This is a genomic window from Enterococcus sp. DIV0294 (genome assembly GCF_050558155.1).
Taxonomy (GTDB): domain Bacteria; phylum Bacillota; class Bacilli; order Lactobacillales; family Enterococcaceae; genus Enterococcus; species Enterococcus faecalis.
Genome location: NZ_CP187889.1, coordinates 1,577,724 through 1,596,974, shown reverse-complemented (window position 1 = coordinate 1,596,974; position 19,251 = coordinate 1,577,724). Strand labels below are relative to the sequence as shown.

21 protein-coding genes are annotated in these 19,251 nt (G+C 36.9%); 19 read left to right on the top strand and 2 right to left on the bottom strand.

The genetic code is table 11. The features are described 5' to 3' along the window. Positions 1–27 precede the first annotated feature (27 nt). The 12 genes from prfB to IGJ20_RS07820 all read left to right on the top strand — a co-directional run bounded on the left by prfB (position 28) and on the right by IGJ20_RS07820 (position 10,607). Positions 28–1,129, top strand: a protein-coding gene (gene prfB / locus IGJ20_RS07875) for a peptide chain release factor 2 (RefSeq protein WP_202522552.1) whose coding sequence is annotated in 2 segments (ribosomal slippage) — positions 28–99 and positions 101–1,129 — 1,101 coding nt in all. Because the reading frame shifts where the segments join, the coding sequence is not laid out codon by codon here. Between the two features lie 105 nt (positions 1,130–1,234). Further along, positions 1,235–1,921, top strand: coding sequence for a cell division ATP-binding protein FtsE (gene ftsE, locus IGJ20_RS07870; protein WP_002361935.1), 687 nt, complete (start codon positions 1,235–1,237; stop codon positions 1,919–1,921). Beyond that, positions 1,914–2,798 carry a permease-like cell division protein FtsX gene (gene ftsX / locus IGJ20_RS07865; RefSeq protein ID WP_002360154.1) on the top strand — a complete coding sequence of 295 codons (885 nt, stop codon included), beginning with the start codon at positions 1,914–1,916 and terminating at the stop codon, positions 2,796–2,798. Before ftsE ends, ftsX begins: the two co-directional genes overlap by 8 nt. Positions 2,799–2,973: 175 nt before the next feature. After that, positions 2,974–3,828 carry a phosphate ABC transporter substrate-binding protein PstS gene (locus IGJ20_RS07860; protein WP_002357298.1) on the top strand — a complete coding sequence of 285 codons (855 nt, stop codon included), beginning with the start codon at positions 2,974–2,976 and terminating at the stop codon, positions 3,826–3,828. Positions 3,829–3,950: 122 nt separating this feature from the next. Further along, entirely contained in the window at positions 3,951–4,871 is a 921-nt protein-coding gene (gene pstC / locus IGJ20_RS07855; protein WP_002357299.1) for a phosphate ABC transporter permease subunit PstC, read from the top strand. Beyond that, on the top strand, positions 4,871–5,755 hold the full coding sequence (pstA, locus tag IGJ20_RS07850; RefSeq protein WP_002357300.1) for a phosphate ABC transporter permease PstA: 885 nt from the start codon (positions 4,871–4,873) through the stop codon (positions 5,753–5,755). The genes pstC and pstA overlap by 1 nt, the downstream gene beginning before the upstream one ends. Before the next feature lie 16 nt (positions 5,756–5,771). After that, on the top strand, positions 5,772–6,581 hold the full coding sequence (pstB, locus tag IGJ20_RS07845) for a phosphate ABC transporter ATP-binding protein PstB (protein WP_002357302.1): 810 nt from the start codon (positions 5,772–5,774) through the stop codon (positions 6,579–6,581). Positions 6,582–6,591: 10 nt separating this feature from the next. Further along, a complete protein-coding gene (gene pstB, locus IGJ20_RS07840; RefSeq protein WP_002357303.1) occupies positions 6,592–7,350 on the top strand; it encodes a phosphate ABC transporter ATP-binding protein PstB in 759 nt (252 codons plus the stop codon). A 14-nt stretch (positions 7,351–7,364) separates the two neighbouring features. Next, positions 7,365–8,042 (top strand): phosphate signaling complex protein PhoU, encoded by a 678-nt coding sequence (gene phoU, locus IGJ20_RS07835; protein ID WP_002357304.1) that lies wholly within the window; start codon positions 7,365–7,367, stop codon positions 8,040–8,042. 209 nt (positions 8,043–8,251) lie between these two features. Next, entirely contained in the window at positions 8,252–9,853 is a 1,602-nt protein-coding gene (liaX, locus tag IGJ20_RS07830) for a daptomycin-sensing surface protein LiaX (RefSeq protein ID WP_010717009.1), read from the top strand. Positions 9,854–9,927: 74 nt separating this feature from the next. After that, complete coding sequence (locus tag IGJ20_RS07825; protein WP_002357306.1) at positions 9,928–10,251, top strand: PspC domain-containing protein; 324 nt, start codon at positions 9,928–9,930, stop codon at positions 10,249–10,251. Then, positions 10,251–10,607: a phage holin family protein gene (locus IGJ20_RS07820; RefSeq protein ID WP_002357307.1), complete on the top strand. Its 357-nt coding sequence runs from the start codon at positions 10,251–10,253 to the stop codon at positions 10,605–10,607. The genes IGJ20_RS07825 and IGJ20_RS07820 overlap by 1 nt, the downstream gene beginning before the upstream one ends. A gap of 34 nt (positions 10,608–10,641) precedes the next feature. Here the strand turns inward: IGJ20_RS07820 and IGJ20_RS07815 are convergent, their stop codons facing one another. Next, positions 10,642–11,604 (bottom strand): GIY-YIG nuclease family protein, encoded by a 963-nt coding sequence (locus IGJ20_RS07815; RefSeq protein WP_430605142.1) that lies wholly within the window; start codon positions 11,602–11,604, stop codon positions 10,642–10,644. 209 nt (positions 11,605–11,813) lie between these two features. Here IGJ20_RS07815 and hprK point away from each other — a divergent pair, with 209 nt between their 5' ends. The 6 genes from hprK (at position 11,814) to IGJ20_RS07785 (ending at position 16,769) form a co-directional block, all read left to right on the top strand. Beyond that, a complete protein-coding gene (gene hprK / locus IGJ20_RS07810) occupies positions 11,814–12,749 on the top strand; it encodes an HPr(Ser) kinase/phosphatase (RefSeq protein ID WP_002357309.1) in 936 nt (311 codons plus the stop codon). A gap of 17 nt (positions 12,750–12,766) precedes the next feature. Then, on the top strand, positions 12,767–13,600 hold the full coding sequence (gene lgt, locus IGJ20_RS07805; protein ID WP_002381830.1) for a prolipoprotein diacylglyceryl transferase: 834 nt from the start codon (positions 12,767–12,769) through the stop codon (positions 13,598–13,600). Between the two features lie 68 nt (positions 13,601–13,668). After that, positions 13,669–14,691, top strand: coding sequence for an NAD(P)H-dependent glycerol-3-phosphate dehydrogenase (locus IGJ20_RS07800; RefSeq protein WP_002357312.1), 1,023 nt, complete (start codon positions 13,669–13,671; stop codon positions 14,689–14,691). Positions 14,692–14,702: 11 nt separating this feature from the next. Next, entirely contained in the window at positions 14,703–15,599 is an 897-nt protein-coding gene (gene galU, locus IGJ20_RS07795; protein ID WP_002357314.1) for a UTP--glucose-1-phosphate uridylyltransferase GalU, read from the top strand. Between the two features lie 177 nt (positions 15,600–15,776). Then, entirely contained in the window at positions 15,777–16,208 is a 432-nt protein-coding gene (locus tag IGJ20_RS07790; RefSeq protein WP_002357316.1) for a DUF948 domain-containing protein, read from the top strand. Between the two features lie 15 nt (positions 16,209–16,223). Next, positions 16,224–16,769, top strand: coding sequence for a YtxH domain-containing protein (locus IGJ20_RS07785; RefSeq protein WP_231414693.1), 546 nt, complete (start codon positions 16,224–16,226; stop codon positions 16,767–16,769). Positions 16,770–16,889: 120 nt separating this feature from the next. Here the strand turns inward: IGJ20_RS07785 and IGJ20_RS07780 are convergent, their stop codons facing one another. Further along, positions 16,890–17,993 (bottom strand): aminopeptidase P family protein, encoded by a 1,104-nt coding sequence (locus IGJ20_RS07780; RefSeq protein WP_002379504.1) that lies wholly within the window; start codon positions 17,991–17,993, stop codon positions 16,890–16,892. Positions 17,994–18,207: 214 nt separating this feature from the next. Between IGJ20_RS07780 and ccpA the strand changes: the two genes are divergently transcribed. Further along, complete coding sequence (gene ccpA / locus IGJ20_RS07775) at positions 18,208–19,209, top strand: catabolite control protein A (RefSeq protein ID WP_002357319.1); 1,002 nt, start codon at positions 18,208–18,210, stop codon at positions 19,207–19,209. The last annotated feature ends 42 nt before the right edge of the window (positions 19,210–19,251 follow it).

Here is a 19,251-nt window from a genome sequence, read left to right as displayed (position 1 = left end):
TACCATAAAGAGAAAGAAGGAATCATTTTGGAAAACCCAGAAATTCGTACATTATTAGACGAAATGACACAAAAAATTACTAGCTTCAGGAGGTCTCTTTGACTTAGACCAGTTAGAAGAAGACATTGCCGAGGCGGAAAATCGGATGGGAGAACCTGGTTTTTGGGACAACACAGAAACGGCTCAAAAGCTAATTAACGAAACCAATAGTTTGAAAGAAAAATATCAACAATTTCATCAGCTTTCTGAGGAACTTGACGAATTAACGGTGATGTTTGAATTACAACAAGAAGAATATGATGCAGAGATTCAAGAAGAATTGGAAGAAAGAATTCATCTCTTGCAAGAACGTTTAACGACGTATGAGCTATCCTTACTACTAAATGAGCCATATGATCATAATAATGCCCTAATTGAATTACACCCTGGTGCCGGTGGTACTGAATCACAAGATTGGGGAAGTATGCTTTTACGAATGTATACACGTTGGGCAGAAAGTCACGGTTTCCAAGTTGAAACGTTGGATTACCAAGCTGGAGATGAAGCAGGGATTAAAAGTGTCACCTTATTAATCAAAGGTTACAATGCTTATGGCTACCTAAAATCTGAAAAAGGTGTCCATCGTCTTGTGCGGATTTCGCCCTTTGATTCCGCCAAACGCCGTCATACTTCGTTTTGTTCAGTTGATGTAATGCCTGAATTAGACGATACAATAGAGATTGCGATCAATCCAGATGACTTAAAAATTGATACCTATCGAGCAAGTGGTGCCGGTGGTCAACATATTAATAAAACAGAATCGGCTGTTCGAATCACACATATTCCAACAGGCACCGTTGTCGCAAGCCAAGCACAACGTTCTCAATTAAAAAACCGTGAGCAAGCAATGAGTATGTTAAAAGCCAAATTATATCAATTGGAAATGGAAAAGAAAGCCCAAGAAGCAGCAAGTTTACGTGGTGAACAAATGGAAATTGGCTGGGGCTCACAAATCCGTTCTTACGTGTTCCATCCGTATTCAATGGTCAAAGACCATCGGACAAATTACGAAACCAGTAATGTACAAGCTGTGATGGATGGAGACCTTGATGGTTTCATTGATGCCTACTTAAAACAGCGCTTACGTTAAGCTCTTCATTAAATTGAAATAAAAATGTAACTTAATGCAAGAAGTTTGCAATATTGACATGTTATAATGAGTAGGATTGAAGAAAAAAGAGATGGAGAGAACGCCATGATTGAAATGAAAGATGTAATGAAGAAATATTCGAATGGTACAACAGCGATTCGGAATATTTCAGTAGAGATTGACCAAGGCGAGTTCGTCTATGTGGTTGGTCCCTCAGGTGCAGGGAAATCAACCTTTATTAGATTAATGTATCGTGAAGAAAAAGCAACAAAAGGTAATTTGACAGTTGCAGGTCATGATTTAATGAAAATAAAAAATAAAGAAGTTCCTTATTTACGTCGTGAAATCGGCATCGTTTTCCAAGACTATAAACTATTACCTAAGAAAACTGTGTATGAGAATGTGGCCTATGCGATGCAAGTTATCGGACGACGTCCTCGCGAAATCAAAAAACGCGTGATGGAAGTTTTAGATTTAGTCGGTCTAAAACATAAGGTACGTGTTTTTCCAAGCGAACTTTCTGGTGGGGAACAGCAACGGGTATCCATTGCACGAGCAATCGTAAATACACCGAAAGTTTTAATTGCCGATGAACCAACTGGGAACTTAGATCCAGAGAATTCATGGGAAATCATGAAATTGTTGGACCGGATTAACGCACAAGGAACAACAGTCGTGATGGCAACGCATAATAGTACAATTGTAAATACGATTCGTCACCGTGTTATTGCCATTGAAAATGGTCGCATTATCCGTGACCAAGTGGAAGGAGAATACGGCTACGATGATTAGAACATTCTTTTCTCATTTATTTGAAAGTATCAAAAGTTTAAAACGGAACGGTTGGATGACTGTTGCCTCAGCAAGTGCGGTTACAATTACATTAGTTTTAGTTGGTATTTTTATGGGCGTTATTTTTAATGCAACGAAACTTGCTGATGATGTCGAAAAAAACGTGACAGTATCTGTTTTTGTCGATATTGGTACAAAACAAAATGAAATGAAAACATTAGAAAAACAACTTAAAGGATTAGACAATGTTGAAGATATTTCTTATTCAAACAAAGATCAACAATTGAAAAAAATCCAAGAACAAATGGGGGATGCCTGGAATCTTTTCGAAGGCGACAGTAACCCATTATACGACGTGTATTATGTCCGTGCAAAAACACCAGAAGACACGAAAGATATTGCGAAACAAGCAGCTAAATTCCCAAGTGTTTTTAAAGCCGATTACGGTGGTGTAAACTCAGACAAAATCTTTAAAATCGCTCAAACCGTTCGAACTTGGGGCTTAGCAGCTGCTGCATTACTTTTATTCGTTGCAGTGTTCTTAATTTCCAACACCATTCGGATTACGATTTTATCTCGTCAAAAAGAAATCCAAATTATGCGTCTTGTAGGAGCGAAAAACAGTTTCATTCGTTGGCCGTTCTTCTTAGAAGGTGCTTGGATTGGGTTGATTGGCGCAATCGTGCCAGTCATCATTATGACGTTAGGCTACCATCAAGTTTATAACATGTTTAACCCGCAGTTATTGCGTTCGAATTATTCATTAATTCGTCCAGAAGATTTTATCTGGAAAGTTAATCTATTAATGATTGCAACAGGAATGATTATTGGATCACTAGGTTCAGTTATTTCAATGCGTCGTTTCTTGAAAATTTAAACGAAAAAAAGCTCTCCATTTTGGAGAGCTTTTTTTGTTTTAGTTTTAAAATACTTGTTATTTAATTTAAAAGTTTTCTCAGTTGTACCAACAAATTGATAACTTATAATTTTCAAGTCCTACATATAATGGTAAAATAGAATAGATTGAAATTAATTGGAGGAATAATGAATCGATGAAAAAAAGATTGCTATTATTTATTGGTTTGGCAAGTATACTTACTTTGACAGGATGTGCAAAATGGATTGATCGTGGTGAATCCATCACAGCGGTAGGCTCATCAGCTTTACAACCATTAGTAGAGACAGCGAGTGAGGAATATCAAAGTCAAAATCCGGGAAGATTTATTAATGTCCAAGGGGGCGGAAGCGGAACAGGTCTGAGTCAAGTCCAATCTGGTGCGGTAGACATTGGTAATTCTGATTTATTTGCAGAAGAGAAAAAGGGCATCAAAGCGGAAGACTTAATTGATCATAAAGTTGCTGTTGTTGGGATTACACCAATCGTTAACAAAAATGTCGGTGTCAAAGATATCTCAATGGAAAATTTAAAGAAAATCTTTTTAGGTGAAGTAACAAACTGGAAAGAACTTGGCGGGAAAGATCAAAAAATTGTTATTTTGAACAGAGCGGCCGGTAGTGGTACGCGTGCGACTTTTGAAAAGTGGGTCTTGGGAGATAAAACAGCCATTCGTGCGCAAGAACAAGATTCCAGCGGCATGGTTCGTTCCATTGTTTCTGATACACCAGGAGCGATTAGTTATACCGCATTTTCATATGTTACTGATGAAGTAGCTACGTTAAGTATTGATGGTGTTCAGCCAACAGATGAAAATGTAATGAACAATAAATGGATTATTTGGTCTTATGAACACATGTACACTCGTAAAAATCCAAGTGATTTAACCAAAGAGTTTTTAGACTTTATGTTGTCAGATGATATCCAAGAACGTGTGATTGGTCAATTAGGGTATATTCCTGTTTCGAAAATGGAAATTGAACGGGATTGGCAAGGAAATGTCATTAAATAATTCTCTTAACACAAAATTTACAAACTTAACATAAAATTTACATGTTATTAAAAACAAATTGATGTAAAAAAGGTACACTATTTTTATCTGTAAAAGTTGGATTGTTTGAGGAGGAAATATTCTTGGAAGATGTACAGAAAAAATTATTAACAAAATCGAAAAGAGCCAAGATGGAGCAACGAGGGAAATTTATTAGTTTCCTATGTATTGCCTTAATTGTAGCAGTGGTTGTTTCAATTTTCTATTTTGTTGCAAGTAAAGGACTTGCTACATTCTTTAAAGATAAGATTAACGTGTTTGATTTCTTATTTGGAACAAACTGGAACCCAAGTGATATCGGTGCAGACGGTAAACCCATGGTTGGGGCTTTACCGATGATTGCGGGTTCCTTTATTGTAACGTTTTTGTCAGCGATTGTTGCGACGCCATTTGCGATTGGAGCGGCTGTTTTTATGACAGAAATTTCACCTAAAAAAGGAGCGAAATTTTTACAACCAGTTATTGAATTACTTGTAGGGATTCCCTCTGTTGTTTATGGATTTATTGGTTTATCTGTCATTGTTCCTTTTGTCCGTTCAATCTTTGGCGGAACTGGCTTCGGTATTTTAGCTGGTACGTTTGTGCTATTTGTCATGATTTTACCAACGGTTACTACGATGACCGTAGATGCATTAAAAGCCGTGCCTAGACATTATCGTGAAGCGTCGTTGGCGCTTGGTGCTACGCGTTGGCAAACGATTTATAAAGTTGTCTTGCGGGCAGCTGTACCTGGTATTTTAACTGCGGTTGTCTTTGGTATGGCTCGTGCGTTTGGTGAAGCCTTAGCAATCCAAATGGTAATCGGAAATGCAGCTGTGATGCCAACTAGTTTGACGACACCAGCTTCGACACTAACAAGTATTTTGACAATGGGGATTGGGAATACGATTATGGGAACAGTTGAAAACAACGTTCTTTGGTCTTTAGCCTTGATTCTATTGTTGATGTCTTTACTATTCAACATTGTTATCCGAATTATCGGTAAGAGAGGAGCCTTAAAATAATGAATGCAAAAAAAGCAGATAAAATCGCAACAGGTATCTTATATGCCGTATCTGGCGTCATTGTTTTAATTTTGGCGGCCTTACTGATTTACATTTTAGCTAGAGGAATTCCACATATTTCGTGGGAATTTTTAACACAACCATCCAGAGCCTATCAAGTTGGTGGTGGGATTGGTATTCAGCTTTTCAACTCACTATATTTACTATTGATTACAATGATTATTAGTATTCCAATTTCATTGGGTGCTGGAATTTACTTATCGGAATATGCGAAAAAGAATTGGTTAACTGATTTAATTCGTACCTCGATTGAAATTTTAAGTTCATTGCCTTCCGTTGTTGTCGGGCTGTTCGGCTTCTTGATTTTCGTTGTACAAATCGGATATGGCTTTTCAATCTTATCAGGTGCGTTAGCATTAACATTTTTTAACTTACCATTATTGACTAGAAATGTTGAGGAATCTTTGAAAGCCATTCATTATACACAGCGTGAAGCGGGGCTAGCCTTAGGTCTTTCACGTTGGGAAACAGTTAAAAAAGTTATTTTGCCAGAAGCGTTACCAGGAATTTTGACAGGTGTTATTTTGAGTTCTGGTCGGATTTTCGGTGAAGCCGCTGCGCTAATTTATACAGCAGGACAAAGCGCACCTGCCTTAGATTTCAGTAATTGGAATCCATTGAGCGTTTCAAGTCCAATTAGCATTTTCCGTCAAGCGGAAACGTTGGCTGTGCATATTTGGAAAATTAATACCGAAGGAACGATGCCAGATGGCGCTGCGGTCTCAGCAGGTGCCTCCGCTGTGTTAATTTTAGTAGTTTTACTTTTCAATTTCGGCGCTCGTTTTATCGGCAACCGTCTTTATAAGAGAATGACATCAGCTTAATGTTAGGGGAATTAGCATGAAAGAATACAATTTAAATGATACCCATTTACTTCAACTAGATAGCCAAAAAGACCCGATTGCGTTACACACGGAAGACTTACATGTCTTTTACGGGGACAATGAGGCTATCAAAGGTGTTGATTTGCAATTTGAAAAGAACAAAATAACCGCCTTAATTGGACCTTCTGGTTGCGGTAAATCCACGTATTTACGTTCGCTAAATCGTATGAACGATGGCATTGCCAATTCACGTGTTACTGGAAAAATCATGTATAAAGATGTCGATGTCAATACGAAAGAAGTTGACGTCTACGAAATGAGAAAACGCATTGGCATGGTTTTTCAGCGGCCCAATCCATTTAGTAAATCTATCTATGAAAATATCACATTCGCATTGAAACAGCATGGTGAAAAGGATAAGAAAAAATTAGATGAAATCGTTGAAACAAGTTTGAAGCAAGCCGCACTTTGGGATCAAGTGAAAGATAACTTAAACAAAAGCGCCTTAGCTCTGTCTGGTGGGCAACAACAACGTTTGTGTATCGCTCGGGCAATTGCGATGAAACCAGATATTTTATTATTAGATGAACCGGCAAGCGCGTTAGATCCGATTTCAACAGGAACGGTTGAAGAAACGTTAGTGAATTTAAAAGATGATTACACGATCATCATTGTGACACATAACATGCAACAAGCGGCGCGGATTAGTGACTATACAGCTTTCTTCTATATGGGTAAAGTCATTGAATACGACCATACAAGAAAAATCTTTACACGACCAAAAATTCAAGCAACGGAAGACTACGTTTCAGGACATTTTGGTTAGGAGGAGCAAGATGGGCAAAGAAATTATTTCATCAAAAGATTTACATTTATATTACGGGAAAAAAGAAGCATTGAAAGGCATTGATTTAACTTTTAATCAAGGAGAATTAACTGCCATGATTGGTCCTTCTGGTTGCGGGAAATCAACGTATTTACGTTGCTTGAATCGTATGAATGATTTAATTCCAGATGTAACTATTACTGGAAGTGTTGTCTATAAAGGAAAAGATATTTATGGACCGAAAACAGATAACGTTGAATTACGTAAAGAAATTGGGATGGTTTTCCAACAACCTAATCCATTTCCATTTTCAGTTTATGAAAATGTGATTTATGGCTTGCGCCTAAAAGGAGTCAAAGACAAGCAAGTCTTAGATGAAGCAGTTGAAACCAGTTTGAAAGCAGCTGCCGTTTGGGAGGATGTCAAAGATAAACTTCACAAAAGTGCACTTTCACTTTCTGGTGGACAACAACAGCGGGTTTGTATCGCTCGTGTTTTAGCTGTGGAACCAGATATTATTTTATTAGATGAACCAACTAGCGCCTTGGACCCAGTTTCTAGTGGTAAAATTGAAAACATGCTGTTAACATTAAAAGAGAAATATACCATGATTATGGTGACACATAATATGTCGCAAGCATCACGGATCTCTGATAAAACGGCCTTCTTTTTACAAGGTGATTTAATTGAATTTAATGACACGAAAAAAGTATTTTTAAATCCAAAAGAAAAACAAACAGAAGATTACATTTCTGGTAAATTTGGTTAAAAGGGGGAAAAAGAATGTTACGGACACAATTTGAAGAAGAACTATTGAATCTGCACAATCAATTTTATGAAATGGGTATGATGGTTAGTAGTGCCGTCCATAAATCCGTGAAGGCATATATTAATCATGATAAAAAATTAGCTCAAGAAGTGATTGATCGCGATATTGAAATCAATGATATGGAAGTCAAACTTGAGAAAAAGAGTTTTGAAATGATTGCGTTACAACAACCAGTGACAACAGACTTACGTATGATTATCACTGTTATGAAAGCTAGTTCGGATTTAGAAAGAATGGCGGACCATGCCGTTTCAATTGCTAAATCAACGATTCGCTTAAAAGGAGAAACACGTATTCCTGAAATTGAAAAAGAAATTTCAGATATGTCTGATTATGTGAAAAAAATGGTGGATAATGTTTTAATCGCCTATGTTAAAACGGATCAAAAAGATGCACGAATGATTGCACAAATGGATGATCGTACTAATGAATATTTCGATAGTATTTACAAACATGCCGTAGAAGCAATGAAAGCTAATCCAGAAACGGTCATTAGCGGAACTGATTATCTACATGTGGCACAATACTTGGAAAGAATTGGCGACTATGTCACAAATATTTGTGAGTGGATTGTTTACTTGGCAACTGGTAAAATTACCGAATTGAATAGTAATCGTGACGAACAATTTTAAGAAAAACAAATAAAAAAAACTAGGAGACGGCCTTTTTTAGACCAATTCCTAGTTTTTTTAGCGTAAAATGAACTGATTTTATAAAACTAGTCCTTACTAATGAGAAGAAATCGTTCTTAAGTCCTATGACAAATGATCAAAAACAAGGCATAATAATGCATGTAAGGAAAACACTATTGAGTGAAAAATTTGCTAAGGAGGCAATATCCATGAAAGAAAGAGAACGCGTATTAGAATTAGTGAAAAAAGGTATTCTAACGTCAGAAGAAGCGTTAATTTTATTAGAAAATATGGCAACTGAAAAAGATGAAAAACAAATCGAAAAAGCTGCTGAAAAAGTTGATACACAAAATATTGGAACAACAAATAAAGAAGATCAAGTCGCAGATTTAATGGATGCATTAGAAAAAGGCGAATCAGAAGGACCTACTGTTGATTCGTTTGAAGAAAATACACAGGACAGTGCAGAAAAAGATCGTGAAAACTTAGAAAGAATTCTTGATGAGTTAGCAACAAAAGCCAATCGTGCTTCGGCTGAATTGGATGAAGTCAACGCAGAAATTGCCGGCATCAAAGAAGAAATTAAAGAAGTCGCAGAAGAAATTGGAACATTAGATACAAAAGAAGAATTAGATGCATTAACAGAAGATGAACAAGTTCAACGAAAAGACTTGCACGTTTTACTTGCACAATTAGAAGAAAAATTAGCGACTCAAAGTACTGAAAAAACAGCACTGGAAGAAGAACTAAAAAACATTCGTAAAGAACAATGGAAAGGTCAATGGAATGATACAAAAGAAAAAGTTTCTTCTCAATTCTCTGAAGAGTGGAAAGATCAAGCCACAGATACCTTTAACCAAGTCGGCGGCAAAGTTGCCGAAGTTGGCGGCCAAGTGGGAGAATTCTTGAAAAAAACATTTAATTCTTTCAGTGACACCATGAATGATAATGTGGAATGGAAAGACATTAAAATGAAAGTTCCTGGTGTGGCAACAACTAAGTTTGAACATGAATTTAACTATCCAAATCCACAAGCAAGTTTAATTGATGTCAAGGTAGCAAATGGTACCGTGGTTTTCAAAACTTGGGATCAAGAAGATGTGAAAGTCGAAGCAAAAATCAAATTATATGGTAAAATGGCAGGAGATTCACCAATGGAAGCTTTCTTAGAACGAAGTGACATTGATGTGGATGATGAAACGATTTCTTTCCAAGTGCCAAACAAACGGGTGAAAGCAGATTTAACGTTCTATTTACCAAAACGCACTTACGATCATGTATCTGTTAAATTATTAAACGGAAATGTCTTAGTAGAAGAGTTAACAGCGAAAGATGTTTACACAAAATCAACGAATGGGACGATTACGTTTAAAAAAATTGATGCAACTATGCTAGAAATTGAAGGCGTGAATGGTGAAATTAAAGTCCTAGAAGGAACGATTTTAGATAACATTATTGAAACAGTCAATGGTGATGTGTCTATTTCCGCGGCACCAGAAAGTCTAAGTGTTTCTCTGATTAATGGAGATATCCGCATTACAGCTAAAGAAAAAACGCTTCGCCGTGTTGAAGCAAGCTCTGCAAATGGGAATATCAAGTTGGCCTTGCCAAATAACTTAGGCGTTGAAGGGCAAGTTAAAACGAATTTAGGTAGTATTAACAGCCGTTTAACAGATATTGAAGTTGTTCGTGAAAAGAAAGATCGCGGCAATCAACAATTACATTTTAGACGTGTACTGGAAGAATCAATGGCTCAAATTAATGCTTCTACAACAACGGGAAGTATTTTCCTAAAAGATACGGATAAATAATTAATAATTTTAAGCTAGATGGGCTGACGAATCAGCCTTTCTAGTGTAAAATTTAGTAGACGAGGTGAAAACATATGAAAAGAAAACTAACAAAATCTCCGAATAACGTGGTTTTAACAGGAAGCTTAGCTGGGATTGCTGATTGGCTAGGAATTGACCCAACAATTATTCGTGTCGTTTATGTCTTGCTCAGCTTTTTCTCAGCAGGATTTCCAGGCATTCTCTTATACATTGCCTTAGCAGTCTTGATCCCTTCTGGAAGAACAGGAAGCGATCGCGGCTACGGCCATCAAAATCCTTATAATAGAAATGTTCGCAATGAAAATCCTTATGCTGCCAATAAAAAGCAACGTAAAGAAGCGGAAAAAATTGATGATGACGAATGGAGTGACTTTTAATGACATATTTTCAGCGATTGGTTGTTAATACACTGACATTCATTTCTTTATCAGTTGTTTTTCCTGGCATGATTCATGTGAGAGGCATAATGCCTGCAATTATTGCCGCTTTTGTTCTCTCAATCCTAAATATGTTGGTGAAACCAGTCTTAACAATCTTGTCGCTCCCATTTACTTTATTAACGTTTGGTCTATTTAGCTTTGTTGTCAATGCAGCGATTTTACAAATGACCTCGTTTTTTGTGGGGGAAATGAACTTTGGCTTCTCAAGTTTTTGGGCAGCGGTGCTAATGGCTGTAATTATGTCAATTGTCAATACGATCGTTACGGATCACAATTTATCTAAATATGAATAAAAAAGCCTGAAGAACGTAGCATAAAATGCGTTCTTCAGGCTTTTTCGATGGTTAAATTTTCTAGATGACATTCTGGATGACGGCTGATATAGCCATATAAAATATTTAAAAAATCAACTTGTTGCTTTGAGTAATGCTCAATTGTTTTCGGTGATTTTTTGGGCATGATTTTTTTTGCTAGTTCAAGCGGTGAATATTTTTGAAACGTTTGTTTAGTTACAACACGTGTTGCTACCACCAAGCCTTGGTAAATTAAATAGTATTTGATTTTTTTCTGACAAGGTAACCACATCAGTTGCCAATCTCGTTGGTTAGCTTGACCAATTCGTTGATTTTGGTTTGCAAAGCGCGTCAAAAAGAGCCAATCTTCTTTGAGTTTTGCCGCTTTTTCGAAAGCTTGTTTTTCAGCAGCCTCTTGCATTTGTTGAGCAATTCGTTTGATTGGTTCTCGTCCTTGATTATGGAAAAAGTCGAACAATTCTTGTTGAAATAGTTCGGTCGGAATGGCACTCTCTTTTTGAAAGGTTTGATGCCAGTAGTTGGTTGGGACGAGATCGTAGATACTATCCAAAATTATTTTTAAACGGTTTAATTTTCGGCGAATCGAATAAGGACCAAAACAGTTCTCTTTAGTGGGAATATTTAAGAGTTTAATCTCTAATTGCCGCTCATTAACGGCTACCGATACATAAGAATATTGTTCATAAGCATTCATTTGGCGATTGTAGCGCGGCCGATACTGTTGAATCAGTTGACATTCTAGAAGGAGCGCATCTAATTCTGTGTCAGTATGGAGAACATCGAAGTCTATAATTTGTTTGACTAAGCGCATCGTCTTTCGAGAATGTTGATTACTATTAATAAAATAGCTCGACACGCGATTTTTTAATTTTTTGGCTTTACCCACATAAATAATTGTGTCGGTTGCGTCTTTCATTAAATAAACACCCGGTGTTAACGGTAATTGATGGGCTTTTTCCTTTAAATATTCTTTCATAAGTTTCCTCTTTTCTTAAAAGGATCGGCTTCAAGTATACAAAGTTTTCTGAAATAGTCAAGTAACAGAAATAGCATAGGTAATTTCACTGAAAAATAGTTTCATTTTTTTGAAATATGATAATTCTAGGAATTATCTAGTGAATAGCTAGAAACTTGTATTTTTAAATGATAAAATATAACAAGTAGCAGAAAGGACTGACATTCGATATGACAGAAGTGGTAAAGATTTATCAACTGGTAGAAAATCTTTCTTTAGAAGTAGTATACGGAGATGAAGAAAGCTTAAATAGAACAATTAAAACTGGTGAAATTTCCCGGCCAGGTTTAGAATTAACTGGGTATTTTAATTATTATTCCCATGACCGTTTACAATTATTTGGGAGCAAAGAAATTACCTTTGCGGAACGAATGATGCCTGAAGAGCGTTTATTAGTGATGCGCCGTTTATGTGCGAAAGATACTCCAGCCTTTATAGTATCCAGAGGACTAGAAATCCCCGAAGAATTAATTACAGCAGCAAAAGAAAATGGGGTTTCTGTATTACGTTCACCGATTTCAACTTCCCGTTTACTAGGGGAACTATCCAGTTATTTAGATGGCCGTTTAGCTGTTCGGACAAGTGTCCATGGGGTTTTAGTTGATGTTTATGGACTTGGTGTTTTGATTCAAGGAGATAGCGGTATTGGTAAAAGTGAAACAGCTTTAGAGCTTATTAAACGTGGACATCGGCTAATCGCAGACGATCGTGTCGATGTTTATCAGCAAGATGAATTAACCGTGGTTGGAGAGCCACCAAAAATTTTGCAGCATTTAATTGAAATTCGTGGTATCGGAATTATTGACGTCATGAACCTGTTTGGAGCTAGTGCGGTCCGCGGCTTTATGCAAGTTCAATTGGTCGTTTATTTAGAGGCATGGGAAAAAGACAAGAAATATGATCGCCTCGGTAGTGATGATGCAATGGTTGAAATAGCTAACGTTGATGTCCCTCAGATTCGTATTCCTGTTAAGACCGGCCGAAATGTGGCCATTATTATTGAAGTGGCAGCAATGAACTTCCGCGCGAAAACAATGGGCTATGATGCAACAAAAACGTTTGAAGAGCGCTTAACCCGTTTGATTGAAGAAAATTCAGGAGAATAGAAGGAGAAGATGTGATGATGTTAGCTCAAGTAAATTCAATTGCATTTCGCCTTTTCGGTATTCCCGTCTATTGGTATGCAATTATTATTGTTTCAGGGATTGCTTTAGCTGTTTGGCTAAGTAGTCGTGAAGCCGTTCGTGTTGGTTTAAAAGAAGATGATGTCTTTGACTTTATGCTCTGGGGATTACCTGCAGCAATTGTTGGCGCGCGCTTGTATTACGTCGCTTTTCAATGGCAAGACTATGTAGACAATCCGATTGAAATTTTCTTTACTCGAAATGGTGGCTTAGCGATTTATGGTGGTCTTATTGGTGGGGGACTGGCGCTGTTTTTCTTTACGCGTCATCGTTTCATTTCTACATGGACTTTTTTAGATATTGCCGCACCAAGTGTGATTTTAGCGCAAGCAATTGGTCGCTGGGGCAACTTTATGAATCATGAAGCCTATGGGCCAGCGACCACCAGACAATTTTTAGAAAATCTCCATTTACCAACGTTTATCATTGATAACATGAATATCAACGGAACGTATCATCAACCAACATTTTTATATGAATCTGTCTGGAATGTTTTAGGCTTTATCGTTTTAGTGTTATTACGCAAAAAGCCACACTTTTTAAAAGAAGGCGAAGTCTTTTTAGGTTATATAATATGGTATTCTTTCGGCCGTTTCTTCATCGAAGGCTTACGGATGGACAGTTTGTATGCGTTTAGTAACATTCGTGTCTCACAATTGTTGTCTTTAGTGATGTTCGTGGCAGCAATTGTTATTGTGATCGTTCGTAGAAGAAATCCCAATTTGAAATTTTACAATCGGGAGAAACAAAAGAAAAAAATAACAACTTCTTAATCCAACTTGATCGAAGAATATGGTAAACTAAAGAAGTAACGTTGTTTAGCGAAAGGAGAGTTTCACCGATGAAACAAAAAGTCGCTGTTTTAGGTCCAGGTTCCTGGGGGACAGCTTTAGCTCAAGTATTAGCCGAAAATGGACACGAGGTCTGTATTTGGGGAAATAAACCAGAGCAAATCGATGAAATAAATACAAAACATACCAACAAACATTATTTACCAGAATTAATCTTACCTACTTCAATTCAGGCAACCACTGATTTAGCTACTGCTTTAGTAGATGTGGATGCGGTACTGTTTGTGGTACCAACTAAAGCCATTCGTTCAGTAGCACAAGAAGTGGCCCAACATTTAAAAACAAAACCAATTATTATTCATGCAAGTAAAGGGCTCGAACAAGGTACACATAAGCGGATTTCAGAAGTGATAGCGGAAGAGATTCCAGCAGAAAAACGGCAAGGGATTGTGGTTTTATCTGGTCCAAGCCATGCAGAAGAAGTCGCTGTTCATGACATCACAACCATTACAGCAGCAAGCGAAAATTTAGCAGACGCTGTGTATGTGCAAGAGTTGTTTATGAATGATTACTTTAGAATTTATACGAATGATGATGTGATTGGTGTAGAAACAGGGGCGGCCTTAAAAAATATTATTGCTTTGGGCGCCGGAGCGATTCATGGCTTAGGCTTTGGTGATAATGCCAAAGCGGCAATTATGACTCGTGGTTTAGCAGAAATTAGTCGTTTAGGGGTTGCGATGGGAGCAAACCCATTAACATTTATTGGTTTAAGTGGTGTTGGGGATTTAATTGTTACTTGTACAAGTGTCCATTCTCGAAATTGGCGTGCGGGTAATTTATTAGGAAAAGGCCATAAGTTAGATGAAGTCTTAGAAAACATGGGCATGATTGTGGAAGGTGTTTCAACAACTAAAGCAGCCTATGAATTGGCACAACAATTAGAAGTCGAAATGCCAATCACAGAAACAATCTACAATGTCTTGTACAATGACGAAGATGTACAACAAGCAGCAAAAGAAATCATGTTGCGCGATGGCAAAACCGAAAACGAATTTACACTTGATTTTTAGGAGGAAAAAAGATGAAAGTTAAAAAGGCAGTTATTCCAGCAGCTGGGTTAGGAACACGTTTCTTGCCGGCTACTAAAGCGATGGCAAAAGAAATGTTACCGATTGTTGATAAACCAACGATTCAATTTATTGTAGAAGAAGCACTAGCTTCAGGAATCGAAGATATTTTAATTGTGACAGGCAAAGCTAAACGTCCGATTGAAGATCATTTCGATTCAAATGTTGAATTAGAAAATAATTTAAAAGAAAAAAATAAAACCGATTTATTGAAATTAGTCGAAGAAACAACGGATGTTAATTTACATTTTATTCGTCAATCCCATCCGAAAGGCTTAGGACACGCTGTTTTACAAGCGAAAGCATTTGTTGGCAATGAACCTTTTGTCGTGATGTTAGGCGACGATTTAATGGAAGATAAAGTGCCATTAACGAAACAATTAATGGATGATTACGAACAAACACATGCTTCGACAATTGCGGTAATGAAAGTACCCCATGAAGATACTTCAAAATATGGTATTATCAATCCAGAAAAAGAAATCGAAAAAGGACTATACAATGTCGAGAATTTTGTTGAAAAACCAAAGCCCGAGGAAGCACCAAGTGATTTAGCGATTATCGGCCGTTATTTATTAACCCCTGAAATTTTTGATGTACTTGAAAATCAAAAACCAGGCGCTGGTAACGAAATTCAGTTAACAGATGCGATTGACACTTTAAATAAAACACAACGCGTTTTTGCTCGTGAGTTTAAAGGAGAACGTTACGACGTTGGCGATAAATTTGGGTTTATGAAAACAAGCATTGAATATGGTTTGACTCATCCAGAAGTAAAAGATAATTTACGAGAATACATTATTAATTTAGGTGCTCAATTAGCGAAAAAAGAGCAACCAAAAGAAAAATAAATAAAAATAAGCGTAAAATTTCAATTCGTTAGAAGGAAATTTTACGCTTATTTTCTTAAAGAAAAGGGCATGAGAATTTTATAAAATAAATTGGCATTCTTAGCTTTATGAGTTGTGAAAAATATAAGTTGGTGTTATCCTAAGATTATAAATAAAATTTCAGAGGGGAGTAATGATATGTCAGGTGGGGAAATTGCTGCCTTAATTGCAGCGGTAGCATTTGTTGTTTTAGTCATCTTTTTAGTACTTGTGTTATATAAAGTTTCTCAAGTTGTTTCAAAAATTGAAGATACAATTGATGAAACAAATACAACAATCAAAGTCGTGACTAGCGATGTGAATGTATTGAGTCGCCAAGTGGAAGGCTTGCTTGTTAAAAGTAATGAACTATTGACAGATGTGAATCAAAAAGTGGCAACGATTGATCCGTTGTTTACGGCCGTTGCTGATTTAAGCGAAAGTGTCTCTGAATTGAACACCTCAAGTAAACATTTGATTACAAAGGTAGGAACCGTAGGGAAAGGCACAGCGAAAGCTGGTTTAGTGAGTAAAGTAGGCGGTTCTGCTTTTAGAGCAATGCGTTCAAAAAATAAAAAAACAAATAACTAATTGGAGGAGATTTTTATGGCTAAAAAAGGCGGATTTTTCTTAGGAGCAGTAATTGGTGGAACAGCAGCAGCCGTTGCCGCATTATTACTTGCACCAAAATCAGGTAAAGAATTACGTGATGATTTATCAAATCAAACAGATGATTTAAAAAACAAAGCGCAAGATTACACAGATTATGCTGTTCAAAAAGGAACAGAATTAACAGAAATCGCAAAACAAAAAGCCGGCGTTTTATCAGATCAAGCCTCTGATTTGGCAGGTTCTGTCAAAGAAAAAACAAAAGATTCATTGGATAAAGCACAAGGTGTTTCTGGCGACATGCTTGATAACTTTAAAAAACAAACAGGTGATTTATCTGATCAATTTAAAAAAGCAGCTGACGATGCTCAAGATCACGCAGAAGATTTAGGTGAAATTGCCGAAGATGCAGCAGAAGATATCTATATTGACGTTAAAGATTCTGCGGCAGCGGCCAAAGAAACTGTTTCTGCTGGTGTCGATGAAGCAAAAGAAGATGTTAAAGATGCAGCGAAAGACGTAAAAAAAGAATTTAAAGGGTAACAAGCGTTTAGCTTATGAAAGTTAGCAACGGATCGTGTTGCTTTTGTTCAGCGGCTTACCTTAAAATTTAGAAATGAGGCCACCAGTCCGGTTGACTGATGGCCTCATTTTATTTTTATGCTATTCAATAATTTGCAATTCTTTGGTTGTCTTAGTGAATGGTTCGGAGCCTGTTTTGGTTACGTGTAAACAATCTTCAATACGAACGCCTACTTTTCCAGGAATGTAAATACCGGGCTCAATAGAGAAACACATACCTTCTTCAATGACTAAATCATTGCCATGAACCAGCGATGGGTATTCATGGACAGTGGTTCCAATGCCATGGCCTAAGCGATGGTTAAAGTATTCACCATAACCAGCTTTTGTGATTACACCTCGAGCAATATCATCTAATTCGCCTGCTGTAACACCAGGTTTCACCGCTTCAGTTGCTGCTAATTGTGCTTCTAAAACAATTCCATAAATTTCTTTTTGGAAATCAGAAGGTTCCAAGTAGCTGACTGTTCGTGTGGCATCACTGCAATAGCCATTATGAACGACACCTAAATCAAATAACACTAAGTCATGGGGCTCAATTTTTGTTTCGCCAGGTACCCCGTGAGGACTAGCTCCGTTTTTTCCTGTTAAGACTAACGTATCAAAACTCATTGAGCGAATACCTTGACGTTTTAATTGATACTCGATTTCTGCAACAATTTCTTGTTCCGCAACGCCTGCTTGAATTGCTTTGAAGCCAATCTCAAAAGCGACATCAGCCCAACTACCAGCTTCTAGTAAACGTTGAATTTCAGGTTCTGTTTTAATTAATTGAAGTTTTTCAATTAAAGGCGTAACATCATGCGAAAAATCGCTAGCTGGAAAATAGGTTTTCAATTGATCAAAACGAGCTAAAGAAAGAGCTTGTTTTTCTAAAGCAAAGCGTGGCGTGCCTTGTGTCCGTTTATTTAATAAAGCCGCAATTTTTTCCCAAGGATTTTCGCTATCTAAATAACCATAAACGGGATAAGTCCAACTACTCTTTTCGGCATCTTCGACTTCTAATGCAGGTGTAAATAAAAATGATTGGTCGTCCGCAGCGATAAACAAAGCTAACACGCGTTCATGAGGTTCGCTTTCGTAACCAGAAAAGTAAGCGATATGACCAGGATCACTAATATAAGTGAAGTCAATCTTTTCTTGGTGCATCCAATTTTTTAAATCGGCAATTTTTTCTTGATTCATAAAACATCCTTCTTTCTTTTATTCTGAAGTGAATCACAGTACTATCATAACATGAAATGACAAAAAGTTCCTTTTGAAATGGAAAGTAAATTTTCATGAAAAAACGATAAAACGGTTGCAAAAATAGAAGAATTTTGATATTCTAGGCTAGGAAAGAAATGTAAACAGTGTTTTCAGAAAATGAGAACAAATTCATATTTATAGGAGAAGAAACATGGAAAAACAAACAATTACAATTTATGATGTTGCTAGAGAGGCAAATGTATCTATGGCTACTGTTTCTCGTGTTGTCAATGGTAATCCCAATGTAAAACCAGCAACGCGTAAAAAAGTCTTAGAAGTGATTGATCGCTTAGATTACCGTCCTAACGCAGTCGCACGTGGTTTAGCAAGTAAAAAAACGACAACAGTGGGTGTCATTATTCCAGATGTTAGTAATGCATTTTTTGCTTCATTAGCACGTGGCATTGACGACGTGGCTACAATGTATAAATATAATATCATTTTAGCTAATTCAGATGGAGACGATCAAAAAGAAGTTACTGTATTAAACAATTTACTTGCCAAGCAAGTAGATGGGATTATCTTTATGGGTCATCGCATTACAGATGATATTCGTGGTGAATTTTCACGTTCAAAAACACCTGTTGTCTTAGCAGGTTCAATTGATCCAGACGAACAAGTTGGTAGCGTTAATATTGATTACACAGAAGCAACGAAAGATGCAACAGCGACTTTAGCGAAAAATGGGAACAAAAAAATTGCTTTTGTTAGTGGTGCATTAATCGATCCAATTAATGGTCAAAACCGAATGAAAGGCTACAAAGAAGCTTTAGCGGAAAATGGCTTGTCTTATAATGAAGGCTTAGTTTTTGAATCTGAATATAAATTTAAAGCAGGTATTAATTTGGCTGAGCGTGTCCGTAACAGTGGAGCAACAGCTGCCTTTGTTACAGACGATGAGCTAGCGATTGGTTTATTAGATGGGATGCTAGATGCTGGTGTGAAAGTTCCAGAAGAATTTGAAATCATTACAAGCAATAACTCATTGCTTACAGAAGTCTCTCGTCCACGTCTATCAAGTATTACACAACCTTTATATGATATCGGTGCCGTGTCAATGCGCTTATTAACAAAACTAATGAACAAAGAAGAAATTGAAGAAAAAACAGTTGTTTTACCTTATGGAATTGATCAAAAAGGTTCAACAAAATAAATTGAATTAAACGGCTAAACTAAGAGCGTTAACTCTTAGTTT

What these genes read in the sequence shown, in the direction of transcription:
- ftsE (WP_002361935.1), top strand. Translation starts at nt 1,235, where the DNA reads ATGATTGAAATGAAAGATGTAATGAAGAAATATTCGAATGGTACAACA.
- ftsX (WP_002360154.1), top strand. Translation starts at nt 1,914, where the DNA reads ATGATTAGAACATTCTTTTCTCATTTATTTGAAAGTATCAAAAGTTTA.
- IGJ20_RS07860 (WP_002357298.1), top strand. Translation starts at nt 2,974, where the DNA reads ATGAAAAAAAGATTGCTATTATTTATTGGTTTGGCAAGTATACTTACT.
- pstA (WP_002357300.1), top strand. Translation starts at nt 4,871, where the DNA reads ATGAATGCAAAAAAAGCAGATAAAATCGCAACAGGTATCTTATATGCC.
- pstB (WP_002357302.1), top strand. Translation starts at nt 5,772, where the DNA reads ATGAAAGAATACAATTTAAATGATACCCATTTACTTCAACTAGATAGC.
- pstB (WP_002357303.1), top strand. Translation starts at nt 6,592, where the DNA reads ATGGGCAAAGAAATTATTTCATCAAAAGATTTACATTTATATTACGGG.
- phoU (WP_002357304.1), top strand. Translation starts at nt 7,365, where the DNA reads ATGTTACGGACACAATTTGAAGAAGAACTATTGAATCTGCACAATCAA.
- liaX (WP_010717009.1), top strand. Translation starts at nt 8,252, where the DNA reads ATGAAAGAAAGAGAACGCGTATTAGAATTAGTGAAAAAAGGTATTCTA.
- IGJ20_RS07825 (WP_002357306.1), top strand. Translation starts at nt 9,928, where the DNA reads ATGAAAAGAAAACTAACAAAATCTCCGAATAACGTGGTTTTAACAGGA.
- IGJ20_RS07820 (WP_002357307.1), top strand. Translation starts at nt 10,251, where the DNA reads ATGACATATTTTCAGCGATTGGTTGTTAATACACTGACATTCATTTCT.
- IGJ20_RS07815 (WP_430605142.1), bottom strand. Translation starts at nt 11,604, where the DNA reads ATGAAAGAATATTTAAAGGAAAAAGCCCATCAATTACCGTTAACACCG.
- hprK (WP_002357309.1), top strand. Translation starts at nt 11,814, where the DNA reads ATGACAGAAGTGGTAAAGATTTATCAACTGGTAGAAAATCTTTCTTTA.
- lgt (WP_002381830.1), top strand. Translation starts at nt 12,767, where the DNA reads ATGTTAGCTCAAGTAAATTCAATTGCATTTCGCCTTTTCGGTATTCCC.
- IGJ20_RS07800 (WP_002357312.1), top strand. Translation starts at nt 13,669, where the DNA reads ATGAAACAAAAAGTCGCTGTTTTAGGTCCAGGTTCCTGGGGGACAGCT.
- galU (WP_002357314.1), top strand. Translation starts at nt 14,703, where the DNA reads ATGAAAGTTAAAAAGGCAGTTATTCCAGCAGCTGGGTTAGGAACACGT.
- IGJ20_RS07790 (WP_002357316.1), top strand. Translation starts at nt 15,777, where the DNA reads ATGTCAGGTGGGGAAATTGCTGCCTTAATTGCAGCGGTAGCATTTGTT.
- IGJ20_RS07785 (WP_231414693.1), top strand. Translation starts at nt 16,224, where the DNA reads ATGGCTAAAAAAGGCGGATTTTTCTTAGGAGCAGTAATTGGTGGAACA.
- IGJ20_RS07780 (WP_002379504.1), bottom strand. Translation starts at nt 17,993, where the DNA reads ATGAATCAAGAAAAAATTGCCGATTTAAAAAATTGGATGCACCAAGAA.
- ccpA (WP_002357319.1), top strand. Translation starts at nt 18,208, where the DNA reads ATGGAAAAACAAACAATTACAATTTATGATGTTGCTAGAGAGGCAAAT.